Below are 15148 nucleotides of genomic sequence, written 5' to 3' on the forward strand. Positions count from 1 at the left end.
CGGTAGAGTACCGGGTGTGAGCAGTGCCAGCCCGTACCTCAATCCTACGTTTCCCGGTTCCGGGCAGAGCCGGCCGCTGGCATTGTCCCACCGGGGTTTTTCGCTGGCCGGACAGGAAAACTCGATGGCCGCGTTCCGGGCCGCCGTCGATTTGGGCTTCCGCTATCTGGAAACCGACGTCCGGGCTACCAGCGACGGCATGCTGATGGCGTTCCATGATCCGACGCTGGAACGCACTACGGACGGCCGCGGCGATCTGGCCGCGCATACGGCCGGACAGCTGGCGCAGGTGCGCATCTCCGGGGAGCCGATTCCCAGGTTCGAGGAGTTGCTGACCGCCTGGCCGGACGTATGCCTCAACGTGGATGTAAAAGACATGGCCGCGGCGGACGAACTGGCCCGGCTGATTGAAGCCCACGGAGCACATGACCGCGTGCTGGTTGCGTCCTTCTCCGACCGCCGCCGCTTTCGTGTGCTGCGCGGCCTTAGCCGTCCGGTCGCGGGTTCTGCAGGCGTATATGCAATCGTAGGAATTTATCTCTTGGGCTTCGTCGGGCTGGCGAGACAGCTGGCAAGACTGCTCCGGGTGCAGGCCGTGCAGGTGCCGGTGAAGTACGGCCGGTTTACCGTGGTGACGAAGGGATTCGTGCGCCGGTGCCACCGCGCCGGCCTCCAGGTGCATGTCTGGACCATCAATGAGCGCGCCGAGATGCTGCGGCTGCTGGCGCTGGGCGTGGACGGATTGATCTCCGATCGTGCCGACATTCTGGCCGAGGTGATGGCCGAACGCGGCGGCTGGCCGCAGAGGGAGTCAACATGAAGGTCCTGATCGCACCGGACAAGTTCAAGGGAACGCTGTCGGCGGGCGAGGCTGCCAATGCGATGGCCGACGGCGTGCTGCGGGTCTATCCGGACGCGCACGTCCAGCTGCTTCCCATGGCCGACGGCGGCGAGGGCACCTTGGAGGCCGCCCTGGCCGCCGGTGCCGTGGAGCACACCGACCGCGTTGTCGGACCGTTGGACCGCGAAGTGACTGCATCCTGGGCCTTGCTGGAAGGCCCGGACCGCAAGACCGCCGTCATTGAAACCGCGCGGGCCTCCGGGCTGCTGCTCACCGAGCCCAGCGTGCAGTCCGCGCTGGCGGCCCATTCCTACGGCAGCGGCCAGCTGATCGAGGCGGCGCTGAATGCCGGCGCCACCGAAATCGTGCTGGGTGTCGGCGGCTCCGCCATGACGGATGGCGGGTCCGGGGCGCTGCGCGCCCTCGGGCTGAGCATCTACAACGACGGCGGCGCCGAAGTCCTGCTCGGCGGTGCGGCTTTGGCAACCGCCCATCTCCTTGATTCCTCCGGTCTGGACCCGCGGTTGGCCAAGACCGTCATCCGGATAGCGGCCGATGTGGCGAATCCCCTGTACGGCCCGGACGGTGCCGCGCACGTCTTCGGTGCACAGAAGGGAGCCGATGCGGTCTCGCGCCGGCTGCTCGACGAAGCGCTGCAGCGGTGGGCGCAGCTGCTGCTTCAGGCAACCGGCCGCGATGTGAACGTGGCCGGTGCCGGTGCGGCGGGTGGTTTCCCGTCCGGCTTCATGGCCCTGGCCGGTGCCGGCGTGGAGCGAGGGTTCGAGGTCGTCGCAGACCTGGTGGGGCTGGATACCGCCCTGGCTGATGCCGATCTGGTGCTGACCGGCGAGGGCTCGCTGGACCGGCAATCGGAGTTTGGCAAGGTGCCGTTGGGTGTGGCCGGACGCGCCCACGAGCGGGGAATCCCCGTCGTCGTCGTGGCAGGTCAGATCAGCTTGCCGCCGGACACGCTGGCCGAACACGGCGTGCAGGCGGCCGCCAGCTTGGTGGACGCGGCCCGCAGCGAGGAGCAGGCGATGGCCCACGCCGCACGCTATGTCACCTTGGCCACTCAGCATGCCCTGGAAGGGGCCTGAGCCAGCGGCCAGACCTATCATGAGGGCATGAGCAGTACCTTGGTCCCGTCCTCCGCGGCAGTGCGTCAACGCTTCCTTCCATCCCTGGTGCTCTGGCTTGCCCTCCCGATGGCCGTGCTGGTGCCGCTGTGGGTGGTGGCAGGACGGGCGTTGTTCGGGATTGGCGGCCAAATGGTGCTCTGGCTGGGCATCAGCCTGGGTCCGGTCCTGCTGGCACTGCTGTTGCTCAGTGGCCTCAAGCTGGCAGAGGCGGCGCGCCGGGGTGTGGTGCTTCCGGTGCGGGCCGTCGTGGCGCCGGCGCTCGCTTGGCTGTCGGCGATCGCCTTTGGTTTCACCGTCCCGGATTTCGGCGGCGGTGCCGGCGACGGCGCATCCATCATGTCGCTGTTGGCCGGTCCGTCCGCCCTCGGGATGTCCACTGCGCTGTGCAACCCGTGCGGCATCATCGCCTTGGCGCTGACCATCGCAGCCACGGTGTTCGCTTTTGCTGCCGCGGCTGATGGCAAGAAGTCGGCAACCCCGCGACGGAGGCGTGGCTAGGGCTGTTGCGTCTCGCGGTTCCGCCGGACGTGGCTGCGTGCATGGTCCACCGCAGCGTCCAGCTCCCCGAACAGGTGTTTGTGGTGCCGCAGCGATTCCAAGACGCCCACCCGGCGGACCAGCTGCAGATGCCGGTCCTGGATGCCCTTGATGAGCACGGTGATGCCCCGGCGCTCCAGGGCGGTGACCAAGTCGGCAATGACCTTCGCACCGGTGGCGTCGAGGATCTGCAGTTGAGACATCCGGATGATCACCACCTGCACGTTGCGGATGGCGCCTGCCCGCTCCAAGACACGATCCGCCACACCGAAGAAGAGGGCGCCGTCCAGTCGAAACACCGCAATCTGCTCGTCGCCGTCCTGGGCGGGGCCGGGGATTTCTTCGCGGTGCACACCGCTGGAATTGACCAGTGACCGGAGGGCGAAGAAGGCCGCAGCCACGATGCCGATGGCCACGGCCTGGATCAGGTCGAAGGACACCGTGATGATCGCGGTGATGATAAAGACGGTGGTGTCCGCCCGGGTGGAGCCCAGCACGCTGCGCAACGTGTTGAGCGAGACCATCCGAAAGGCGGTCACCATCAGCACGCCGGAAAGTGCGGCCAGCGGGATCTGCGAGACCGGCCCGGTGGCGAAATAGACCACCGCCAGCAACACCAGAGAATGCACGACGGCGGAGGCACGGGTGCGTGCGCCGGCCCGGAGGTTGACGGCCGTGCGGGCAATGGCCCCGGTGGCCGGCATGCCGCCAAAGAAACCGGACGCCAGCGAGGCCAAGCCCTGCCCCACCAGTTCGCGGTCCGCGTCGTACGGCCCGGTGTCGGAGATCGAGGCCGCCACTCGGGCAGAGAGCAGTGACTCGATGGCGGCCAACGCAGCGATGGTCACGGCCGGTCCGGCCAGCGCTGCAACCATGGCGAAATCGACGGATGGCAGGGACGGCGCTGGCAGGGCACTGGGCAGGGCGCCGATTCTGGTGACATCCAGCCCGGCCAGCTGGGCCACAAGCGTGGCGACGATGATGCCGATGATCGAACCGGGCAGCTGGGGATGGATCTTGGGCGCCCCAAGCATGATGGCGGCAACGATCAGCACCAGGACAACGGGCCAGAACATGCTGGCCAGGGACGCGGTGCTCAAAGCCTGGATCGCCGAGACCGCTGCGTTCGTACTCGGGCCCGGCGCCGTCCCGAAGGCAGCCGGAATCTGCTGCAGGAAGATGATGACGGCGATTCCCAGCGTGAAGCCTTCGATCACCGGCCACGGGATGTAACTGACCGCGCGGCCCAGCTTCAGCACCCCGGCGACGAGTACCACCAGCCCGGCCATCAGGGTCACCACGGCCAGTGAGGAGAGGCCGTAGTTGGCGAGTACGGGTGCCAGCACCACCACCATGGCTCCGGTGGGACCGGACACCTGGATGTTGGAGCCGCCGAATACCGCGGCGACAATGCCGGCAATGATGGCAGTGATCAGTCCGGAGGCGGCGCCGGCGCCGGAACTCACGCCGAAGGCCAGTGCCAGCGGCAGGGCAACAATGCCGACCGTGATGCCGGCCATGAGGTCGTTTTTCCACGTGCGCGGAAGCTGGGCGTAATCCGAAGCGCCAGGCAGCAGGGCGGAGGCTCCCTTCAAAGCCTTCACCGTAACGGAGCCTCTTCGACGGCGGCTCCTGCCGTCGACGGGACGGACTCGCCGGCGGGCTGGCTGAAGCCGGCTAGCTGCTGCGTAGTGGTGTGCAGGAGCTGCTGTAGCAGGCTGCGTGCCACGGTCAGCAGGTCGGCCACTTGCGGATAGGCCAGGCGGTAGAACACCTGCACGCCGCGCCGCTGTGCCACAACCAGGTTGTATCGCCGCAGCACTGCCAGATGCTGGGAGAGATTCGACGCTTCCTGGTTCGTGCCCTGCATCAGTTCGGTCACGGTCACCTCTGCTGTATCTGCGAGCAGTTCCAGTACCCGGATCCTCACCGGATGGGAGAGCCCCTTGAACAGATTCGCTTTGACTTCATACAACGGGGCATCGGCGGCGGGAAAGCGGTCCACGGGATTCCTTCAGAAGTTCACTACTTTAGGAGTCCATCATATAACGGAGGCGGGTACCGCTGTGGCGATGCAAAACGCCCGCACCCGGCCTGTTGCAGGGCCTGGGTGCGGGCGTACGGGAAGCTATTGGCTCAGGGCCGGTGCCGGCCGAGCCGGCTCAGGCCGGAACAACCTCAAGAACGGGCAGGCTGTCCAAGCCGCGGCTGGAGTTGTTGATCTTGCGCACTCCCTCGCCGACGGTAAACGACTTCACCCGGCGGCGGAGCGCGTCGAGCACCGCGAAGGCCTCAAGCCGGGCCAGGCCCTGCCCTGCACACCCATGCACTCCGTACCCGAAGGACAGGTGGTCGATCGGGTTGCGTTCCACCCGGAAGGCGTCGGGATCCTGGTAGTGACGGGGGTCCCGGTTTCCAGCACAGAAGAGGAGGGCCACCTGGGAGCCGGCCGGGATGACGGTGCCGTCAACATCGACGTCCCTCGTGGTGCCGCGGCCTTGGGCGTGCATCAACGCCTCATAGCGGAGCGTCTCGTTGAAAGCTGCCGGAATGAGCGAGGCGTCCTGTCGGAGCAGTTCATACTGGTCGGGGTTCGCGCCAAAGGCCGCGATGGCGTTGCCGATCGCCGCGATCGTCGTGTCCAGGCCGGCCGCCACGTACTGGTGCACGATCTTGCCGCAGTTCGCGGCCGGTATCTCGCCGCGGTGACCGGCGTCGAAAATGGCCCGGCCCATGCTGCCCTCAACAAGTTCCTCGCGCTGAAGCGTGGTGGCCCAGTGGAACAGTTCCCCGGCCAGCGGGAAGTTCTGCGCGGTGCGTTCGTTCATCGGGCCGAGCACATTGAATGCCGCAGCCCCCCAGTCCAGGATCTTGTTGCGGACGTCGCCCTGCACCCCAATGAGGTCCAGCACCACCTGAAGCGGGAGTTCGCGGGCAAGGTCCCCGATGGCGTCGAACGAGCCGCGCTCCACCAAGCCAGCCACCAGATCGTCGGCCTTCTGGTCAATGCTGGCCTTCAGTTTGCGCAGCGCGCGGGGGGCGAGGTTCTCGGTGAGGGCGCTTCGCAGGGCCTCGTGCTGCGGCGGATCCGTGGCCAGGCTGGTGCCGACCAGGGCGCCGTTCATGTCCGGATTGAAGGCGACGGAAGTCGACGAGAAGGCCTCCCAGTTGCCGAGGGCTTCACGAATCTCCCGGTACCGGGTCAACACCCAGACGTCATTCTTTTCAAGTCGCACCGCCGCGGCCTGCTCGCGCAGTGCTGTGAATGCCGGGTAGGGATCGAGCAACACTTCGTCGGACCAAAGGTCGATATCGGACGTCTGCAACACTGCAACCATTCCGTGGCACCTCGCATCGTGTAGAGGGCGCAGCAAGCGGCAGGCGCTTGTGCGGGCTTCGGGCATTGATCGTGACCCGGATCATGTGTCCGACGCCACTATGGCTATCCAACGGCTTCCGCCCGCATAACACAAATGAATGTTTTGAATGTGATTTATGCGCTCTGTGCATTCATTGCCGCCACAGCCTAGGGGGTTGCCGGGTAGAGGATCACCGGACTCAGCGCGGTGCCCGCCGGGTACTGGCCACCCAGCAGGAAGGCGCCTTCGCCGGTGAGGGCTGCGGCGAAGCTGGCCGGGCCCGTCGATGTCTCGGGTTGCCGGGTCAGCCGGGAGATGGCCACGAACCGTTCCTGGCTGCTGCCGCCGCGTTCACGGATGAGCAGAACCGCTCCGGCATCGTCGAAGTCCAATCGTGGGTCCTGAAATTCGACGTCGAGCATGCCCCAGTGTCCGCTCAATCTGACCGAGCCGGCGAATTCCATGCTGCCGCCGGGGCCAGTTGCGGCCTCGCCTTCCCGCAGCGGAAACCAAAAACCTTCCGGGCGCCTCTCTGCCGGCTCTTTGAGGTCGATCCGGCCGTCGTCGAGCGACTCGATGTAGGCCGTCAGGCTTGTCTTGATTGGCCAGAGTATTCCTGCGCCCATGACTGCTCCCTGCACTAGCCGTGTCCGGATCGGTTCCAGGCACGTGATGGATGTTGACGTTACAAGAACGCGCCCGGATATGGTTTCCGCCGCGTCGCTTTACGGGGTGAATTTTCACACGACAATATGTATTCTGAGCGTAAGCAAGATCACAAACCGTATTAGTGCGGGTTGGACAATACGAGGAAGGTCAAGATGAAGATTGTTGTCGACTGGGCGCGGTGCGAGGGGCATGGGCTGTGTGAAGAAGCAGCCCCTCAGCTGATGCACCTCGACGACGAGGGGGAACTGGTCGTGGACGTTGAAGACGTAGACGCGGCGAACCTCGAAGCAGCTAAGGCTGCCGTCCGCGTCTGCCCCGTGGCGGCCCTCCGGCTCGCATGACGGCGGGCGGGCTCCGCCGCGGGACGGGTCTCCCGAGTACAGCGAGGGCGACCCGCACCAAGAGAAGGCGCTGATGCGTTGGTCGCAGCGCGACGGATCCGGGACGGCAGTGGCCCTGAACTACCGGATCCCAGTGCCGCGTCTGCGCAAACTGAGTGTCAAGGCTCCTGATCCCGCGTCTGCGGCTTAGTCGGGCGCGTCAAAAACAGTGCAATTCGTGCAACTAAGGCGTTGCGCGACTGCCACACAAGGAGGTGCTGTGCAGTACTCGTTTACACAGGTGGTCCCATGCCTTCACGGCCCGGGTCCCGCGCTCTGGGACTGGATGCCGCGATGAGCACAACAGCACGACTCGAAGTGCGCGGGTTGTCGAAGACATTCGCGGGAGTGACGGTGCTCGCCGACGCCCAGCTGGTCATCGAGCCGGGCGAGGTGCACGCGCTCGTCGGACAGAACGGCTCCGGGAAATCGACACTCATCAAACTCATTAGCGGCGTCTACCGAGCAGATCCGGGTGGCGAAGTCTTCGTCGACGGACACCGCATCGGCACACCAATCAACCCTGGCGGCCTGCATGAGGAAGGCCTGGCCTTTGTGCATCAGGACCTTGGCCTGGTGAACGACCTCAGCGTGCGTGAGAATGTCCGGGTGGGGCGCCATGCGACCCGGCCGTTCACGGGATGGATCGACAAGGCCCGGGATACCGAGGCGGTACAGCAAGCCTTCGATTTTCTGGGCGTCCAGATAGATCCGCACGCCAAGGTCGCAACGCTCAAGCCAAGCGAACGCGTCGCCGTCGCCGTTGCACGTGCGCTCCAGGAGCGCACGCCCGGCAGCGGCGTTGTTGTCTTCGACGAGTCGTCCCGCGCCATTCCACACGAGGCGCTCGACGACTTCTACGGGATGATCCGGCTGCTCGCCGACCAGGGCACCGCCGTGCTGATTGTCAGCCATGACCTCAGGGAAGTGCTGCGGATAGCCGACCGGGTCACGGCGCTGCGCAACGGCAGCGTGGTGGAAATGGGCGTGCCGACGGCTGAACTGGACGAGGCGGCGCTCACCCGGCTGGTGTTGGGCCACAACGGCGAGCTGGACGATTACGCCAGCTCGATGCCCGCTACCTTAGGCGACGGTGGCGTTGCGCTGCGAAACCTCAGCGGCGGACGTATTCGCGGGGTGAGCGCGCAGATTAGACCCGGCGAGGTAGTGGGGTTCACGGGCACTGTCGACTCCGGCCTGTCCAGCCTGGCGCCCCTGATCGGTGGTGCCATCCAGGGCCAGGGGCAGGCGGTGGTGGCTGGAAGGACGCTCGATCTGGGTTCGTCGTCCCCGTCGGCTGCCTTGCGCGCAGGGATCGCCTACATCCCGCAGGACCGCCACGGCGAGGGCCTCGCTACCGAGCTCACCGTCGAGGAAAACGTGACGATCCCGCATCTCAAGCTGAAGGGGAGGCCCTGGTGGTCGGGCGGACGGTGGCAGCGGTCGGAAACCAACGCTGTTCTGGCCGGCTTCGACGTGCGCCCGCATGATCCGCGCGCGGTGGTCGCCACCCTCAGCGGCGGCAACCAGCAAAAGGTGCTGATGGGCAAGTGGCTGCTGGGAGGACCTAGCCTTCTGGTGCTTGATGACCCGACTCAGGCGGTAGACGTCGGAGCGCGCGGTTCGGTGTTGCGTGCCACCAGGCAAGCAGCCGTCGATGGCGCCGCCGTCGTCCTGTGCAGCAGTGAACCGGATGACCTGGTGTCAGTGTGCGACCGCGTCCTTGTACTGAACGAGGGGGAAGTGGCCGTGGAGTTGGTTCGACCGTTTACAGCTGAAGACATTCTCGCCGCAGTGTTCGGCGCTACCGATGGAGGACTGGAATGAGTGCCACAACAACTACCCCGGTCCAAGCCCGACCGGAACCCGCCCGGCTCCGAAGGGTCTGGGCCATGGTGCTGCAGCGCTACAGCCTGGTGTTGCTCTGGCTGCTGATGATCATCGTGCTCATCATTGCGGTGCCCGGCGACGTCAGCCTCGTGAGTGCGCTGCGGGCGGTCCTCGGGCAGCAAACGCCGCTGATCTTCCTGGGCCTGGCCGTGGTCATCACGATGGCGGTGGGGGAGTTCGACCTGTCCTTCGCAGGAATCTTCGGGATCGCTGCCGTCACGGTCCCCGCCTTGGTGGTGCTGCACGGCTGGCCGTATCCGCTCGCGGCACTGGCCGCCCTCGTGGTTGCTTTGGCATTCGGGGCGATCAACGCCGGACTGATCGTCGGCGTGGGCATCAACTCCGTGGTGGTGACTCTCGGTGTTGCCAGCGTGGCGGGCGGCCTCGCGTTCCTTTTGTCGGGGGAGACGACGGTCAGCGGGATGGACCCGACGCTGTCGGGTCTGGCGCTGGGCCGCTTCCTCGGCCTCCCCCTGGTGTTCTGGTACGGCCTGGTCCTGGCGGTGGTGGTCACCTATGTCATGAGCGCGACGCCGCTCGGTCGGCACATGTTGTTCGTTGGCGCGAACCGCTCGGTGGCCCGGCTCGCGGGCGTGTCCGTCTCCCGGGTCCGCACCGGAGCCTATCTGTCCTCCGCATTGCTTTGTGGCTTCGCGGGCGTGGTTATCGCCACCGGCCTTGGCGGTTTTAACCCCGGCACCGCAACGACGATGCTGATGCCCACGTTTGCGGCCGTCTTCTTGGGTACCGTCGCGGTTGTGCCTGGCCGGTTCAACCCCATGGGCACATTGATTGCCGCATACTTCCTGCTCACCGGGGTATTCGGCCTGCAGTTGCTCCGTCTGACCGGCTGGGTCACCGAAGTCTTCTTCGGTGTCGCCCTCGTCGCCGCCGTCACCATCTCGTTCCTCCTGCATCGCAGGGTCCGCGGCTGAGACCTGGCGGTAGCGCGCAGATTGCCACGGCCTGCCCAGGAGGGGCGGGCCGTGGCTTTTCGCTGCCCGGCGGCGCCGGGCATCCCGCCGTGCCTCGGGCCTGCTGAGGCAGGGCGCCCCGTTGCTACGAGCCGGTAGGAATTCACAGCTCCCCGGAGCGCCGGAACACAGGGTCTGCTGGCAGCCCGGTGGGCCACTGCATCGACGGCGGCGCAACTAAAGGGGGGTGTCCTGCAGCCACGAAAAGCTGCAGGACACCCCCCTTCGTCCGGGTTGTCTCAGTTGGAATTGCGACGGCGACCGCTCATCGGGTTGGTCAGTCCAGTCCCCAAAGCTTGGTGAAGCCCTCGCGGAATGAAGCGTCGCCGTACCATTCGCCGGAGGCTTCAGCTTCCGGAGTCAGCGTCAGCGCCTTGGTGGCTTCCTGACTGAACAGCATCCGGTAGGGGAACTTCAGGTTCTGTACGCTGGGCTGGCCGCTCATCATCCGCAGCGTTTGGTCCGCGGAATACCATCCCAGCGCCTGCAGGTTGGTGCCGACTTCAGCGTTCATGAAGCGGCCGTCCGCCAGCAGTTGCATGACCGCGAGCGAACCTTCCATGCTGATCACTTTGACGTCGTCCGGACTGATGCCCGCCGACTGCAGACCCTGCTGGATCGGCTGCACCAGGCTGTCGGCCAGGGCATGGATGTGGGTGATGCCGGGGTTGGCCACCAGGGCGCTGCTGATCTGGCTGGGCAGCTTGTCCATCTGCCCGGTGTTGATCTCCTGGAACGTCACCTTGCAGTCAGCACACTTCTCCTTGTAGGTCGCGAGTGCGCCCTGCTCCATCCACAGCTTGGTCGCCGGGGTGTCCGACAGGCCGACGGCCAGGACATCTGCCGTGGCGTTGGAGTCGGCGATGACCCAGTTGGCCATCCATGCCTGCATTTCAATATTGTCGGGCGACAGGTAGCCCACCTGCTTCGGGTCGCCCGGTCCGGCCGGAGCAACCTGGGTGTACAGCAGCGGGATGCCTGCCTTGGTGACCGAGTCAAATGCGACGCTGGCGAGTTCATAGGGAACGGATCCGGAAATCACGGCGCCGGCGTCGGCCTGGACGGCCTGGTCAATACAGGTGGCGATCGACTGGGGATTGGCCTTGCCATCGCAAACCTGCAGGGACACCCCGGCTTCCCCGAGTGCCTCCTCGAGTGCATCGGCGATGACGGTGAACATCGGCACAGACAGCGTCGCGGCGACGTAGTAGACGGTTGACCCGGACAAGTCGGCGACGCCTTCGAGGGCAGGTCCGGGAGCAGTGAACTCCCCAACCGGCTGCGAAATGGTCTCGACGATCTCTTGGGCTGCCTGTGCGGCTGGTGACAGTTCCTGGGCCGGCTCTGATGCGGTAGGCGCCGCATCAGAGCCGGCGCTGCATGCTGCGAGCGAGACCGCGGCCGATGCGACGACCAGGCCCCGCAGCACCTTGGTGATTCGTTTATTCATGTTTTTCATTCCCTCTTTTCTTTTCTCCCCGAGGGGATGGCTGGTTGACGCCCTCATGAGATGGGGTGCGCCTGAAGCGGCAGATGAGCGAGGCCGTTGATCAGTGGGTGTTCGCGCTGCTCGGGAGTGCCGGTGAGTTCGAAGCTGTCGACGCGCCGCAGCAGCGACGCGATCACGGTGTGCGCTTCCAATCGCGCCACGGCCTGGCCGACGCAGCCGTGCACGCCATAGCCGAAGGACAGGTGATCGACGGGGTTGCGCGATATGTCGAAGACGTCGGGATGGGCATAATGCCGCTCATCCCGGTTGGCACTTTGGAAGTGGAGGAATACACGCGAGCCCGCCGGGATGGCCGCATCGCCGACCTGCACGTCGCGAGTGGTCAGCCTGAAGAATCCCCGGACGGGTGACCACATCCGCAACGTCTCCTCGAACAGGGCGGCGCTCAACGATGGGTCCGCCTTGACGGCCTCCCAGAGGTGCGGTTGTTCGGCCACGACCCGGAGCAGTGCCCCCAGCGCGTTGGCGGTAGTGTCCAAGCCGGCAACCAGCAGGGCATTCAGTTGAAGTTGCGCGCTGTGCTCGGTCAGGACGCCGGCGTCGACGGCGTCGAGGACTGCCGCGCCCCAGCTGCCCGGCCGAAGGCTGGAGCGGTTTGAGACGGAGGCGATCCAGTCAAGGAACGAGATGACGGTCGGCATGTCGGCTTCCAAGCGGGCGTCTGCGGGGCCGAAGGTGCGGTTGACCGCGTCCGAGCCGGCGAACAAGTGGTCCCGGGGTTCATCCGGGATCCCGATCAAATCGCCAACAATGCGGGCGGGAATGACCCGGGCCAAATCCACCACACCGTCGAAGGTGCCCCGGCCAACCACTTCTGCGGTGATGGCATCTACTTCGCTGGCGATCCGCTCTCGCAGCTTGGCAATGGCGCGCGGGGACGTTTGTGAAGCGAGTACCCCGCGGATCACGTCATGCTCGGGCGGGTCCGTGGCGATGATGGCGCCGCGAATGGCGTCGTTGGCCGCGTCCAGTAAGGCAACGCCCTCCGCGGACGAATAGGTCTCCCAATCGATGGCCGCCGCCCGCACCTCTTCGTATCGCGTGAGCACCCAGAAGTTGTGGTCTTTGACGTACACCGCAGGGCCCGCTTCCCGCAGGTCCCGCAAGAGCGACGGATCGTCCGGAGCGTCGAAAATGTTCACGCTTGCTGGTGGTGCCCCGGATGCGGCTGGCATGTCCGTCCTCCTACGACGATGCGGCTCGTCGCGGATCCGGCGGCGCCCTCGCGTAGAGCAGGAGCTCAGTGCTGCGCGGGGTGGCGGGATGCCGCAACGTTGCGACGAAAAGGTCCCTGGTCTGCTTCGCCGGGGGTGGAGTCCACCGGCGACTGGACGACAGCGTGGCACACTGCTGACTACATAGTCAACAGAATTGACAGAATGTTGTGCGACATTTACCGAGCGCCACGTAAGAAGCCGGGGGCACGCGCTGGGCAGCGGCTCCGGGAGATTAATGGCCTAGCCACGGCGTCACCCAACTCTGCGGCGAAGTAGGGCGGCGCCGCTCCACTGCCGAACGGATGCGATGGCTACACCCGGAGCTGAACCTGGGCGCTGGCTACGCCGATGAAAAAAGGGCCGAGCGGGCCCGAGAAGGGGGTAAACGCGCTCGGCCCCAGCACTGTATGGAAGAGCGGGAGCGGTGGAACGACCAACAACCGCCTATCGACACGGCGTCATCCCCGCCGGCGCAGAGGCCGCAGGGAGAGGGGAACATGTTGTCAGCGGCGGGGGGGAAAGGTTTGTCAGCAAGCCGCAGCGGCTACTGCTCCGGCTCGGATGTGGGCGGCACGAAGCCATCCTGTCCAGGTTCGTTCCGGTGGTCCGGATCCTCTTGCTCGCGGTATTCGCCTGTCGGGCTCAGGCCCGGTACCCGCTGGCCGGCGTTGAGCAGCCCGGAGGGGTATTGCTCGCAGTCAAACTCCGCCACCGACTCCGTTCCCGCTTCCGGTGCGTCGACGTCTTGCCGCAGGTGCTCGTCGCGCGGCAGTCCGTCGTCATCTGGTTGCTGGCTCATGACTCCAGCAGACCAGCGCGCGTTCGCGGGCGCAAGGGGGGCGAAGGCGTCCGGCGCCACAACGGAAGATGGATGGCTCACGTTGGGTGCCGGAAGCCCTCGTCGAGGCCGAAGTTAGCTTTCGTGCCGGAAGCCGAGCTTGATGGTCACCTGCCAGTCCGAGATCTTGCCTTCATTGAGGTGGCCGCGGACAGATTTCACCTCAAACCAGTCGAGATTGCGCAACGTCTTGGATGCTTCGGCAATGGCGTTGGAGACCGCGGCGTCGATGCCCTCCGGCGACGTTCCGACAATCTCCGTGACGTTGTAAACGTGGTTGGCCATGCTTCCTCCTTGCGGACGTTCCCCGGGGTGGACTCCCCGAGGATGTCTGCAACGCTAGCGGCGGGCCTTCACCCGGTCTAGGTCCCGGCGGCCCGAAAGCAGGGCGGCACCGGGAGTTGGCGCGTCAGCGGAGGGCGGTTAGCCGAGCTTGGACGGTTTGACGCCCTCGTCTTCCGCCGAGTCCACCGGCTCGGTGCCGCGCCACCTGGCCACCGCGCTCATCCCGTGGAAGATGATCAGGGCCGCGGCAGTGCCCAGCGCGATGCCTTCGAATTTCAGCTCGCCAATCGTCCAGGTGAAGTTGGCAATGCCGACCACCAGGGACACTCCGGCCACGGACAGGTTGATGGGGTTTGCAAAGTTCACCCGGTTCTGGACCCAGATCCGTACACCGAGGATGCCGATCATGCCGTAGAGCACCACACCGGCACCGCCCAGGACCCCCACCGGGACCGTCGCGATGGCAGCGCCGAACTTCGGGAACAGGCTGAGCAGGATGGCGACGATACCTGCCACCCAGTAGGCGGCGGTGGAGAAGACCTTGGACGCCGCCATCACGCCGATGTTCTCGGCATAGGTGGTGGTTCCGGAGCCGCCGCCGCTGCCTGCCAGCACCGTGGCCAGGCCGTCGGCCATCAGGGCCCGGCCGGTCACCGGGTCAAGATCCTGGCCGGTCATCGCCGCCACGGACTTCACGTGGCCGATGTTCTCAGCCACCAGCACCAGCACCACGGGAACGAACAGGCCGATCACGGAGATATGGAACTCCGGCGCGTGGAATTGCGGCAGCCCGATCCAGGCAGCGTCATTGATCGCGGAGAAGTCCACCTCCCCGCGCAGCACGGCCACCAGGTAACCGACCAGCACGCCCACCAGGATGGAGAGCCGGCCCAGCAGCCCGCGGAACAGCACCGTGGTCAGCAGGATTGCCACCACCGTGACCAGCGCCGTTACGGGTCCCTTCTCGAAGTTGGCCTTGGCTGCCGGTGCCAGGTTGAGTCCAATCAGGGCCACGATGGCTCCGGTCACTACCGGCGGCATCACTACATGGATCCAATGCGTGCCGGCCTTGTGCACGATCAGTCCGATCAGGAAGAGCACGGCGCCCGCCATGATCAGGCCGCCGAGAGCTCCGCCGATTCCGTGCTGGTTCATGGCAGCGCCGATGGGGGCGATGAACGCGAAGCTGGAGCCCAGGTAGCTGGGAATCCGGCCGGCCGTGATCAGCAGGAACAGGATGGTGCCCACGCCGGAGAAGAGCAGCGTGGTGGCCGGAGGAAATCCGGTCAGCAGCGGAACCAGGAAGGTGGCGCCGAACATGGCGATCACATGCTGGGCGCCGATGCCGATGGTGCGCGGCCACGTCAGGCGTTCGTTGGGAGCGACGAAACTGCCGGGCTTGATGGTCTTGCCATCTGCGTGGATTTTCCAGTCTGTGCCCAGCCTGCTCATGCGTGTGCCTTCCAGCGACAAAGGGGAGTGGTTCGTGGAGAATGTTACCGGTGCGTA

At 65.8% G+C, this 15148-nt stretch carries 15 protein-coding genes; 6 read left to right on the plus strand and 9 right to left on the minus strand.

Features of this window, described 5'->3' with window-relative positions:
- The first annotated feature begins 16 nt into the window (after positions 1–16).
- Genes ACMX2H_RS03895 through ACMX2H_RS03905 form a run of 3 tightly spaced genes read left to right on the plus strand, consistent with a single transcriptional unit; the run spans position 17 to position 2478 of the window.
- Positions 17–820: a glycerophosphodiester phosphodiesterase gene (locus ACMX2H_RS03895; RefSeq protein WP_414959049.1), complete on the plus strand. Its 804-nt coding sequence runs from the start codon at positions 17–19 to the stop codon at positions 818–820.
- Positions 817–1938 carry a glycerate kinase gene (locus ACMX2H_RS03900; protein WP_414959050.1) on the plus strand — a complete coding sequence of 374 codons (1122 nt, stop codon included), beginning with the start codon at positions 817–819 and terminating at the stop codon, positions 1936–1938. Before ACMX2H_RS03895 ends, ACMX2H_RS03900 begins: the two co-directional genes overlap by 4 nt.
- Before the next feature lie 27 nt (positions 1939–1965).
- On the plus strand, positions 1966–2478 hold the full coding sequence (locus ACMX2H_RS03905) for a hypothetical protein (protein ID WP_414959051.1): 513 nt from the start codon (positions 1966–1968) through the stop codon (positions 2476–2478).
- Here ACMX2H_RS03905 and ACMX2H_RS03910 read toward each other — a convergent pair.
- From ACMX2H_RS03910 to ACMX2H_RS03925, 4 genes are all read right to left on the minus strand, one after another.
- Entirely contained in the window at positions 2475–4121 is a 1647-nt protein-coding gene (locus ACMX2H_RS03910; protein ID WP_414959052.1) for a SulP family inorganic anion transporter, read from the minus strand. The two genes, ACMX2H_RS03905 and ACMX2H_RS03910, sit on opposite strands and share 4 nt — an antisense overlap.
- A complete protein-coding gene (locus ACMX2H_RS03915) occupies positions 4118–4522 on the minus strand; it encodes an ArsR/SmtB family transcription factor (RefSeq protein WP_414959053.1) in 405 nt (134 codons plus the stop codon). Before ACMX2H_RS03915 ends, ACMX2H_RS03910 begins: the two co-directional genes overlap by 4 nt.
- A gap of 157 nt (positions 4523–4679) precedes the next feature.
- Positions 4680–5855: a cytochrome P450 gene (locus tag ACMX2H_RS03920; protein ID WP_414959054.1), complete on the minus strand. Its 1176-nt coding sequence runs from the start codon at positions 5853–5855 to the stop codon at positions 4680–4682.
- 188 nt (positions 5856–6043) lie between these two features.
- Complete coding sequence (locus ACMX2H_RS03925; protein ID WP_414959055.1) at positions 6044–6502, minus strand: HtaA domain-containing protein; 459 nt, start codon at positions 6500–6502, stop codon at positions 6044–6046.
- Between the two features lie 195 nt (positions 6503–6697).
- Between ACMX2H_RS03925 and ACMX2H_RS03930 the strand changes: the two genes are divergently transcribed.
- From ACMX2H_RS03930 to ACMX2H_RS03940, 3 genes are all read left to right on the plus strand, one after another.
- Positions 6698–6886: a ferredoxin gene (locus ACMX2H_RS03930; RefSeq protein ID WP_414959056.1), complete on the plus strand. Its 189-nt coding sequence runs from the start codon at positions 6698–6700 to the stop codon at positions 6884–6886.
- 387 nt (positions 6887–7273) lie between these two features.
- Positions 7274–8752, plus strand: coding sequence for a sugar ABC transporter ATP-binding protein (locus tag ACMX2H_RS03935; protein WP_414959057.1), 1479 nt, complete (start codon positions 7274–7276; stop codon positions 8750–8752).
- A 65-nt stretch (positions 8753–8817) separates the two neighbouring features.
- The gene (locus ACMX2H_RS03940; protein ID WP_414959058.1) at positions 8818–9750 is read left to right on the plus strand and encodes an ABC transporter permease; all 933 of its coding nucleotides are present in this window, start codon (positions 8818–8820) and stop codon (positions 9748–9750) included.
- Positions 9751–10066: 316 nt separating this feature from the next.
- Here ACMX2H_RS03940 and ACMX2H_RS03945 read toward each other — a convergent pair whose 3' ends face one another.
- The 5 genes from ACMX2H_RS03945 to ACMX2H_RS03965 all read right to left on the minus strand — a co-directional run bounded on the left by ACMX2H_RS03945 (position 10067) and on the right by ACMX2H_RS03965 (position 15091).
- Positions 10067–11239 carry a sugar ABC transporter substrate-binding protein gene (locus ACMX2H_RS03945; RefSeq protein WP_414959059.1) on the minus strand — a complete coding sequence of 391 codons (1173 nt, stop codon included), beginning with the start codon at positions 11237–11239 and terminating at the stop codon, positions 10067–10069.
- 53 nt (positions 11240–11292) lie between these two features.
- Positions 11293–12474 carry a cytochrome P450 gene (locus ACMX2H_RS03950; RefSeq protein WP_414959060.1) on the minus strand — a complete coding sequence of 394 codons (1182 nt, stop codon included), beginning with the start codon at positions 12472–12474 and terminating at the stop codon, positions 11293–11295.
- Positions 12475–13060: 586 nt separating this feature from the next.
- On the minus strand, positions 13061–13315 hold the full coding sequence (locus ACMX2H_RS03955) for a hypothetical protein (RefSeq protein WP_414959061.1): 255 nt from the start codon (positions 13313–13315) through the stop codon (positions 13061–13063).
- A 114-nt stretch (positions 13316–13429) separates the two neighbouring features.
- The gene (locus ACMX2H_RS03960) at positions 13430–13639 is read right to left on the minus strand and encodes a dodecin (protein WP_136785578.1); all 210 of its coding nucleotides are present in this window, start codon (positions 13637–13639) and stop codon (positions 13430–13432) included.
- A gap of 138 nt (positions 13640–13777) precedes the next feature.
- Positions 13778–15091, minus strand: coding sequence for a uracil-xanthine permease family protein (locus ACMX2H_RS03965; protein WP_414959062.1), 1314 nt, complete (start codon positions 15089–15091; stop codon positions 13778–13780).
- Positions 15092–15148 lie beyond the last annotated feature (57 nt).

Source organism: Arthrobacter sulfonylureivorans (assembly GCF_047607445.1).
GTDB lineage: Bacteria > Actinomycetota > Actinomycetes > Actinomycetales > Micrococcaceae > Crystallibacter > Crystallibacter sulfonylureivorans_A.

What these genes read in the sequence shown, in the direction of transcription:
- ACMX2H_RS03900 (WP_414959050.1), top strand. Translation starts at nt 817, where the DNA reads ATGAAGGTCCTGATCGCACCGGACAAGTTCAAGGGAACGCTGTCGGCG.
- ACMX2H_RS03905 (WP_414959051.1), top strand. Translation starts at nt 1,966, where the DNA reads ATGAGCAGTACCTTGGTCCCGTCCTCCGCGGCAGTGCGTCAACGCTTC.
- ACMX2H_RS03920 (WP_414959054.1), bottom strand. Translation starts at nt 5,855, where the DNA reads ATGGTTGCAGTGTTGCAGACGTCCGATATCGACCTTTGGTCCGACGAA.
- ACMX2H_RS03925 (WP_414959055.1), bottom strand. Translation starts at nt 6,502, where the DNA reads ATGGGCGCAGGAATACTCTGGCCAATCAAGACAAGCCTGACGGCCTAC.
- ACMX2H_RS03930 (WP_414959056.1), top strand. Translation starts at nt 6,698, where the DNA reads ATGAAGATTGTTGTCGACTGGGCGCGGTGCGAGGGGCATGGGCTGTGT.
- ACMX2H_RS03940 (WP_414959058.1), top strand. Translation starts at nt 8,818, where the DNA reads ATGGTGCTGCAGCGCTACAGCCTGGTGTTGCTCTGGCTGCTGATGATC.
- ACMX2H_RS03945 (WP_414959059.1), bottom strand. Translation starts at nt 11,239, where the DNA reads ATGAATAAACGAATCACCAAGGTGCTGCGGGGCCTGGTCGTCGCATCG.
- ACMX2H_RS03950 (WP_414959060.1), bottom strand. Translation starts at nt 12,474, where the DNA reads ATGCCAGCCGCATCCGGGGCACCACCAGCAAGCGTGAACATTTTCGAC.
- ACMX2H_RS03955 (WP_414959061.1), bottom strand. Translation starts at nt 13,315, where the DNA reads ATGAGCCAGCAACCAGATGACGACGGACTGCCGCGCGACGAGCACCTG.
- ACMX2H_RS03960 (WP_136785578.1), bottom strand. Translation starts at nt 13,639, where the DNA reads ATGGCCAACCACGTTTACAACGTCACGGAGATTGTCGGAACGTCGCCG.
- ACMX2H_RS03965 (WP_414959062.1), bottom strand. Translation starts at nt 15,091, where the DNA reads ATGAGCAGGCTGGGCACAGACTGGAAAATCCACGCAGATGGCAAGACC.